Here is a 6,623-nt window from a genome sequence, read left to right as displayed (position 1 = left end):
TCGCCACGCAGTTGCTCAATCTCCCCCAAGTCCACGCCCGCCAGGATGCCCGATGCACAGATCAGGATCAAGCCAAGTTAACGAAGTACTACTAGTACTACGTTCCTCAAATCAGGTAGACGTAGCGGCGTCGCAGTTGTCGGGTTGGCGGAGCGGGCCGGCCCCATATCCACGGTCGGGCGCGGGCGTTGAGCTGGGCGGTTGCGATTCTGGTGGCCTGGGTGATCTCGTCGGGGTCGGCGAAGGACTGCCCGGCGAGTGCGGCCTTGCGGAAGATTCGCCACCACGCCTCCTGCAGGTTGAGCCAGCAGGCGCCGACCGGGATGAAGACATGTCGGATCCGGGGATGGCCCTCCAGCCACGCGCGGGTCGCAACGCTGTTGTGGGAGGACAGGTTGTCGGTCACCACGTAGATGTCGCCTGTGGGATTGGCGTCCTCGATCAGCTGGAGGAACTGCTGGTAGAAGGCGCTGTTACGGGACGGGGCGCACATCGTGACCTGCCGCCCGTCCCGCACGCGCAGGCCGCCGTAGACCCAGGTCTTCTCCGGTCCGCGGGAATAGTCGACCTCGTTCTTGATGCGGCGCCCGTCCGGTGACCAGCCCGGTGCCGGCGGGAAGGTGCGCGGGATCACCGGCCCGAGCTCGTCGGCGCAGACCACGGTCGCGTCGTCGGGCGGGCTGGTGTACAGGCCGATGATCCGCGTTCTTTTCCCTCGAAGTCACGGTCCTTCGAGCGGGTCCACGAGCGGGTGCGGCGCCACCGCACGCCCTCGGTCAGGAGGATCCGCCGCACCTGTGAGCGGCCGACCTCGATCCCCGTCCGCCGGGCCTCCTCGGCCAGAGCGTCCAGCGTCCACTCCGGCGGGCCCGCCTCGTCGGCAGGGACCAGCTCCCCGTCCGCCTGCCGGGCGGGCCGTCCAGGCGGCACCTGCTTGACCAGGGCGATGACCCGGGACCGCTCGAGCTCGGTGAGCCGCCTGGGCCGGCCCGTGATCGGCCGGTCCTCCAGCCCCTCGAGCCCGAGATCGTTGAACCGGTGCAGCCACCAGCGGACCGTCTTCGCATGGCAGCCCAGCTCGCCAGCGATCGCCGCGACCCGCAGACCGTCCCAGCTCAACGCGACGATCCGCGCCCGCATCACCAGATCCGCCGGAGCCTTCCGCGCCCCGGCCAGCCTGGCAACCACCCACTCCTCGTCCGCCCCCACAGCGGCCCGAGCCCACAACAACCCCGGCACACCCCACCCCCAGCCACCCGAAATTCCTCAACACATGCTCTATACCCATGATTTGAGGAATCCAGCACTAGGAATGCTCGGCCGACCGATCAGGTGGCCATGGGCCGAGGCGGCGACGGGCCGTCGGCATGTGGGGCAGAGGTGTTCGAGGAAACGCTGGTGCCGTAGGCAGGCGAAGAACACCGGTAGTCGCCAGGTGCGCTGCCACGGACCGCCGTGCCGGTCTTGGACGGGAGAGCCGTCGCCCGCCAGGCAGTCCGGGCAGTAGCGGGCGGTGGTGGAGAAGAGCCAGTCCATTTGGGGCGTCTGGCGCCCGGGACCGAGGCCGTTGAGGACGTGGCTGATGGGCGGGTAGTGGGAGGCCCAGTCGGCCAGGGTGAGCCGGGTGGTCTCGGCCGGGGTGAGCCGGGTGGCGATGGCGAAGTCGGCGGCCATCGTCGCGGGCAGCACTGTTGACCGGACGGCCATGGCTACGGTCTGGCCGTTGTCCTTGAGTTCTCCCAGTCCGGTGCGACGTGCGATGTGATCGGGCGAGACGCCCAAACGGTGAGCCAGCCGAAGGACATAGCCGTTGAGGCACTCCTCTGGCAAGGGGTCCAGGCTGCGGGGCAACGGAGTCAGCCGAGCGGCCGGGCCGTCCCCCGTCACGAGGCGCTTCCTGCCGCTGGGCCGCGGTCGTCGAAGACGGTGTTGCGGCCCCGGCGAGTGCGGCGGGCCTTGCGATTGGCGGGGACGGCTGGGATCTCGCCGGCTGCCGGGTCGCGGTGTGGCGCGTGGCTCAAGTCGATGGACAGATCTTCGAGGAGGCCTTCGGTCAGCCGCTCGCAGCCGGTGGCGATGGCCTCCCGACAACCGTCCTCGATCAGTCGCTCCAGCAGGCCGACAACGCCGCTGGTGCGCTGGAACAGGTACTCGGGCATGGTGCCCGTGGTGAGCATGTCCGCTGGTGCGTCGAGCAGCCGCAGGCTGGCCTGGACTCCGCGAAGGTGCTGGAGCCACGCTGCGATCTGCGGTGCGGTGTCGTAGCGGAAGCGGTCGAGCTCGACGAGGTCGAACCGTCGCTCGGTCTGGGTGGCTTCCAGAGCGTGGATCTTGGCGTGTCGGGAAGCGGGCAGGTGCCACTGGCCGGTGGCGGGGTCGTGGCGGCCCTCGCGCAGCAGTCCGGAGCCGGGGATGTCGACGCCGATCAGGACCAGCGTGACGTGCATGCTCATGAAGGCTCGGATCAGGTCGAGGGTGTCCTGGTCGTCGGCCCTGTGCATGCGCAGTCGGGTGATGTCGTCCAGGATCAGGACCTTCGTGCCGTGATCGCGCAGTGACGCGGCGACCTGGTGGATCAGCTCGGGCAGGTCCATGCGCGAGCTGACGGGGGCGTCGTAGAAGTTCAGGATGGCCTTGCAGGTGCTCTTCGGTTTCGCGGTCACCGGCGTCTGGACGTAGGCGACTGGGGCGTGCAGGTCCCGGCAGCCGGGGCCTGCGTCGGGATTGAGGTGCTGGTGCAGTGCGAGCCAGCGGTCCTCGAAGGCGGCGGCGACTTCGCAGACGCTCTCGGTCTTGCCCTGGTAGCCGCCGCCGGAGACCATCACGCCGGCACGGGTGGCGGGCTTGAGCTTGAGCGCGTTGCTCTCGATGCGGCCGTTGAGGAGCCGCTCGACCGCCTGGCTCATCGGAGTGGACAGCAGGGGAAGGTACGCGTGGGTCGCGGCGCGGTGCAGGTCGTGGAGCGTCCTCTTCCGGGGACTCAGCAACTGCCAAGCGGCCAGATCCATGACAGGCGCCGGGATGAACGACCGGCGGGTCAGGCGCCAGTGCTGCCAGCCGGCGAGGGTCTCGCGGGCCGGAGACGGACCGGGCAATACGAACGACGCTGTCTCGCCGGAGGTCATCGCGGCCCTCCCTCAATAGACTCGCAGTCGTCCGTAGCGTCCGTGTCGTCGGTACCGGGAAGTGCGAACAGGCTGTGCCGGCGGAGGCCTTCGCCGAGCAGGGCCGGCGGCGCGGGGAGTTCGGGGACCGTGGCTTCCCGACGGCGGCGGCGCTCGCCGTCGATCGCCTGCCGGCTCCGCTGGACGAGCTCGACGGGGCGAGGAAGGGGCGGCAGGGATCGGACGGCGGCCGGGCCCGCGCGATCGCGCTCGGAGGCCCGGGCCCGGGCCACCTCCCGGGCCCGCTCGGTCCGCTCGGCCTTCGTCAACTGGCTCGGCCACGCGGCGACCGGGGTGTGTGCGGAGATCAGGTCGAGCAGCACCGGGAGGAGTTCGGACTCCTCACGCGGTTTGAGGCCGGCGCGGGCCGCCTCGCGCAAGACCTGCTGCACCCGCGCGTCGCCGAACGCGGGGATGTCCCCGCCGGAGGGCAGTCCGTTCCAGGGCAGGGTGTGCCACTGCCCTGCGCGTTCGAAATACACCTGGCGGCAGTCGCGTGGGTCGCGGTTGACCGCCCACTTGCCGCGGTGGCGGCCGCTTCGTCGGGACGGTGAGGTGCCGAGATCGGCGAGGACTGGATGGCCGCCGCCGTACCAAAGTCCGCCGATCTTGACCCCGCGTCGGGCGTGGACCTTCACATAATGGGCCGGAAGGAGGTGGTGGTAGAGGTTCGGGTCGGGGATCTGCAGGGCGATGCCGTCCCGGGCGGCCGCGGTGGCGAACAGTGTGTTCGGGCTGTGTCGGCCGCCCGGATCCCAGGTGGGCGCGTACTGGTCCAGCCGCCGGTTCTGCCAGATCTTCACGATCCATGTCGCCAGCAGGTGCTCCATCTCGTCCACCGTCCAGGCGGCGTCGCCTTCCGGGTCGGCGCCACGGTCCGCGACATCCCGCCCGCGGTAGCCCAGCAGCAGTTCCAGCAGCAGCGACTGGATACCGGAGAACGCGCGCTCGCAGGCGGCCTTGTCCTGCGGCCGCATCGCACGGGCTGGTAGCACCACGACCCCGAGGGTGCGGGCGACCTGGACCAGGTGGTGGTTCTTGTAGACGCTTCCGTGGTCGCTGGTCAGCGTCTCCGGCGCGAAGAACGGGCGCCCGGCGACCGGGTGGCCGGCGAACTCGGTGACGAGGGCGGCGGGAACTCCCGGGTAGTGCCAGGCCATGTCCGGTGTCCAGTCCGGGCGCATCGGGAGCGGGAGCATCACGTCCCGCAGCAGCATGGCCACCTCGATGGAGGAGTCCGACCCCGGGGTGAGCCGGAATGCGACCAGGGAGTGGGTGAAGGCGTCGAGTCCGAGGGTGAGGTCCGCAGTGACCGGCTCCCCGAAGACGCCGTCGAGCAACTTCACCGGGAATGGGGTGGTGTCCAGCACCACCACCTGCCCGGGCCGGGTGATCGTCACCGCGGACGCGCCGGTCTCCACCGCGGCCGCCGACCGCAGGTAGCGTTGGCGCCCTCCCTCGGGGCCGAACCACTCCTTCCAGACCTTCCTCAGCGTCGTGTAGTGCGGGACCGACTTCTCCGCCGCCTCCCCGTGCTTCTCCCGTACGAACTGATGGATCATCCGCTCCTTGGTCTTCATCCCGACCCGGGAGCGGTGCAGGCACTCCGCGTGGACCGCGTGGATCGCCTCCGTGATCTGCGGACTGATCGACCGGTGCCCGCGCAGCACCGGAGTCAGACGTCCGTCCGCCAGGCCCATGATCCCCTGCGCGTGCCAGCCCGCAGACCAGCGCTCCATCGTTCGCTCGCTGACTTGGCCGAGTCCCAACTGGCGGGCGTCATCGGGATGCAGAGCCTTCAGCTCGGCCACCTTCGCAAGTCGGCGCTGGGTCAGCGTCGTCCGCTCCGGATCGAACTCCGGCCGAGGTTCTCCTTCCTGTGCCTTCTCTGAACTGTCGAGATTGAGACTTGGCAGTAGCCTCACGCTGGTGAATCTCAACCTCTTCAACGATGTGCCTGATGGTCTGACTCAACGAGCCCGATCGTTCGTCCGCGCGCACGGCGTCAAGGTCGACGTCCGACCCGTGGAAGAGCACAGACAGTGGTGGCTTGAGCGAGACATCCCTGCGACGGTCATCGACCGGATGGCGGCATATCACGAGCGATGGGGCGGCCTGGTCCTGCCACCCGCATCCACGTACGACGGCGGCCCGAGATACTTCGAAGCGGACTCTCCTGAAGGCTCTGCGTCCGAAGGGTGGTGGTTCGAAGCCGGTGTGCAGCGGACAGCGGTTCCCTACTCGTTCATGATCGGGCCATCTGGTGAGTTCGGTATTCACGCAGGTCAGTGGTCGCCCCTCCATGCCACTGTCGAGGGCTGGGTGGAGTCGCTCGCGCTGGCCCACCACGCATCCATGTGGGCAAAGAAGATCGTCAAGGTCACTGGCGACGAGGTCGACGGCATCCTGCTGGATGAGTACGAGCCGGTGCACGAAGTGTTGGGCTTGGCCGACACCTGGTGGCGAGGGGCCGACTCACTGGTGGCGATCTATTCAGGGGAGGCCGAAGCCATGGCTTTCCCGCGGGGTCGCGCTGCGTTGATCTACTCCGGCCTGGATGAGTGGGGCCTGCGAGGAGGCGTCAAGGACGGTGGCAGCTGAGCCCGTGACAAGCCTTTGGCCCCGGTGGTGACATGACGCCCCGCGACGTCGGGGAAGGCCGGCATTCCGAGGTGGATGGCGGCGGCGCGGTGGGTGATGAGGTTGTCGAGCTGGGCGAGTTTGGCGTTGGCCGCGGCGAGGCTGACCTTGAGCCCTTCGGCCTCGCCGCCCCAGCCCTCGCGTTCGGCCTCGGTGATCCGGTCGATGAGGTTGTCGCGAATGTCCACCAGTCGCGGCCGCTGGGCCGGGGCGGCCCGTAGGAGCGGGCATCGGATGCAGCTGTGCTCGTGGAGGCAGCTGGTGCCGTAGGCCCGGCCGCAGTCGCCGAGGGCGACCTTGCGGCGTTCGAAGTGGCCGAGGAACTCCTCCCATTCCTGCTCGGTGGGGCTGCGGTATTCCTCGCTGGGCCGCAGGTCCCGGCGACGAGCGATGAACGCGCGGTGCCCGTTGATGACCTCCTCGGGATAGACGGCCTTGTAACCCATGGTGGTGTTGATGTCGCGATGGCCCAGGACGAGCTGGGCGATGTGCGGTGGCATGCCGTTCATGACGGCGTCGGTGGTGAAGAAGTGCCTTGTGTCCGCAGAGGCCGTGTGCGGATCAGTCCGTGTTGGCATTGAGCTGGCGGACCTCGGAGGCGGCGTTCGCCACGCACGTTCCGGGCCGTGTTTCATTGCGGACGTACTGGTGTGAGGCAGACCACACTTCCGGGTGGTGGCCCTGGACCACGCTGGTCATGCCTCCTCAAGGCGCTCGACGAGTCGCTACTGAGGTTTTCAGGGTGGGGTCGGTGGTCTGAGAGTCAGGCCGGTGGCGGTCAGGCATCCGTCGATCAGGTGGGGTCGGAGTTGGATTCGG

Annotated in this window: 8 protein-coding genes; 2 read left to right on the top strand and 6 right to left on the bottom strand. The window is 68.9% G+C overall.

Going from position 1 to position 6,623, the window contains the following annotated elements:
- Nucleotides 1-106: 106 nt before the first annotated feature.
- The 5 genes from ACZ34W_RS38195 to ACZ34W_RS38175 all read right to left on the bottom strand — a co-directional run bounded on the left by ACZ34W_RS38195 (nucleotide 107) and on the right by ACZ34W_RS38175 (nucleotide 4,903).
- Complete coding sequence (locus ACZ34W_RS38195) at nucleotides 107-661, bottom strand: transposase (RefSeq protein ID WP_465611046.1); 555 nt, start codon at nucleotides 659-661, stop codon at nucleotides 107-109.
- Nucleotides 631-1,188 (bottom strand): helix-turn-helix domain-containing protein, encoded by a 558-nt coding sequence (locus tag ACZ34W_RS38190; RefSeq protein ID WP_465611044.1) that lies wholly within the window; start codon nucleotides 1,186-1,188, stop codon nucleotides 631-633. The genes ACZ34W_RS38195 and ACZ34W_RS38190 overlap by 31 nt, the downstream gene beginning before the upstream one ends.
- A gap of 90 nt (nucleotides 1,189-1,278) precedes the next feature.
- Nucleotides 1,279-1,887 (bottom strand): TniQ family protein, encoded by a 609-nt coding sequence (locus ACZ34W_RS38185; RefSeq protein ID WP_465611042.1) that lies wholly within the window; start codon nucleotides 1,885-1,887, stop codon nucleotides 1,279-1,281.
- Complete coding sequence (locus ACZ34W_RS38180) at nucleotides 1,884-3,125, bottom strand: TniB family NTP-binding protein (RefSeq protein ID WP_465611040.1); 1,242 nt, start codon at nucleotides 3,123-3,125, stop codon at nucleotides 1,884-1,886. Before ACZ34W_RS38180 ends, ACZ34W_RS38185 begins: the two co-directional genes overlap by 4 nt.
- Nucleotides 3,122-4,903, bottom strand: coding sequence for a transposase (locus ACZ34W_RS38175; RefSeq protein ID WP_465611038.1), 1,782 nt, complete (start codon nucleotides 4,901-4,903; stop codon nucleotides 3,122-3,124). Before ACZ34W_RS38175 ends, ACZ34W_RS38180 begins: the two co-directional genes overlap by 4 nt.
- A 15-nt stretch (nucleotides 4,904-4,918) precedes the next feature.
- Between ACZ34W_RS38175 and ACZ34W_RS38170 the strand changes: the two genes are divergently transcribed.
- Together ACZ34W_RS38170 and ACZ34W_RS38165 are read left to right on the top strand one after the other, a co-directional pair.
- Nucleotides 4,919-5,056, top strand: coding sequence for a hypothetical protein (locus ACZ34W_RS38170; protein WP_465611036.1), 138 nt, complete (start codon nucleotides 4,919-4,921; stop codon nucleotides 5,054-5,056).
- Between the two features lie 37 nt (nucleotides 5,057-5,093).
- The gene (locus tag ACZ34W_RS38165; RefSeq protein WP_465611034.1) at nucleotides 5,094-5,765 is read left to right on the top strand and encodes a hypothetical protein; all 672 of its coding nucleotides are present in this window, start codon (nucleotides 5,094-5,096) and stop codon (nucleotides 5,763-5,765) included.
- Here the strand turns inward: ACZ34W_RS38165 and ACZ34W_RS38160 are convergent.
- A complete protein-coding gene (locus ACZ34W_RS38160) occupies nucleotides 5,708-6,313 on the bottom strand; it encodes an integrase (protein ID WP_465611032.1) in 606 nt (201 codons plus the stop codon). The genes ACZ34W_RS38165 and ACZ34W_RS38160 overlap by 58 nt on opposite strands.
- Between the last annotated feature and the right edge of the window lie 310 nt (nucleotides 6,314-6,623).

The sequence above is a fragment of the Kitasatospora sp. NPDC022856 genome (assembly GCF_055561235.1).
The sequence above is the reverse complement of the archived record's forward strand: the minus strand, read 5'-3'. Positions and strand labels throughout refer to the sequence as shown.

Bases quoted from the DNA above. Each gene is read 5' to 3' on its own strand.
- ACZ34W_RS38180 (WP_465611040.1), bottom strand. From the start codon at position 3,125: ATGACCTCCGGCGAGACAGCGTCGTTCGTATTGCCCGGTCCGTCTCCG.
- ACZ34W_RS38175 (WP_465611038.1), bottom strand. From the start codon at position 4,903: ATGGAGCGCTGGTCTGCGGGCTGGCACGCGCAGGGGATCATGGGCCTG.
- ACZ34W_RS38160 (WP_465611032.1), bottom strand. From the start codon at position 6,313: ATGAACGGCATGCCACCGCACATCGCCCAGCTCGTCCTGGGCCATCGC.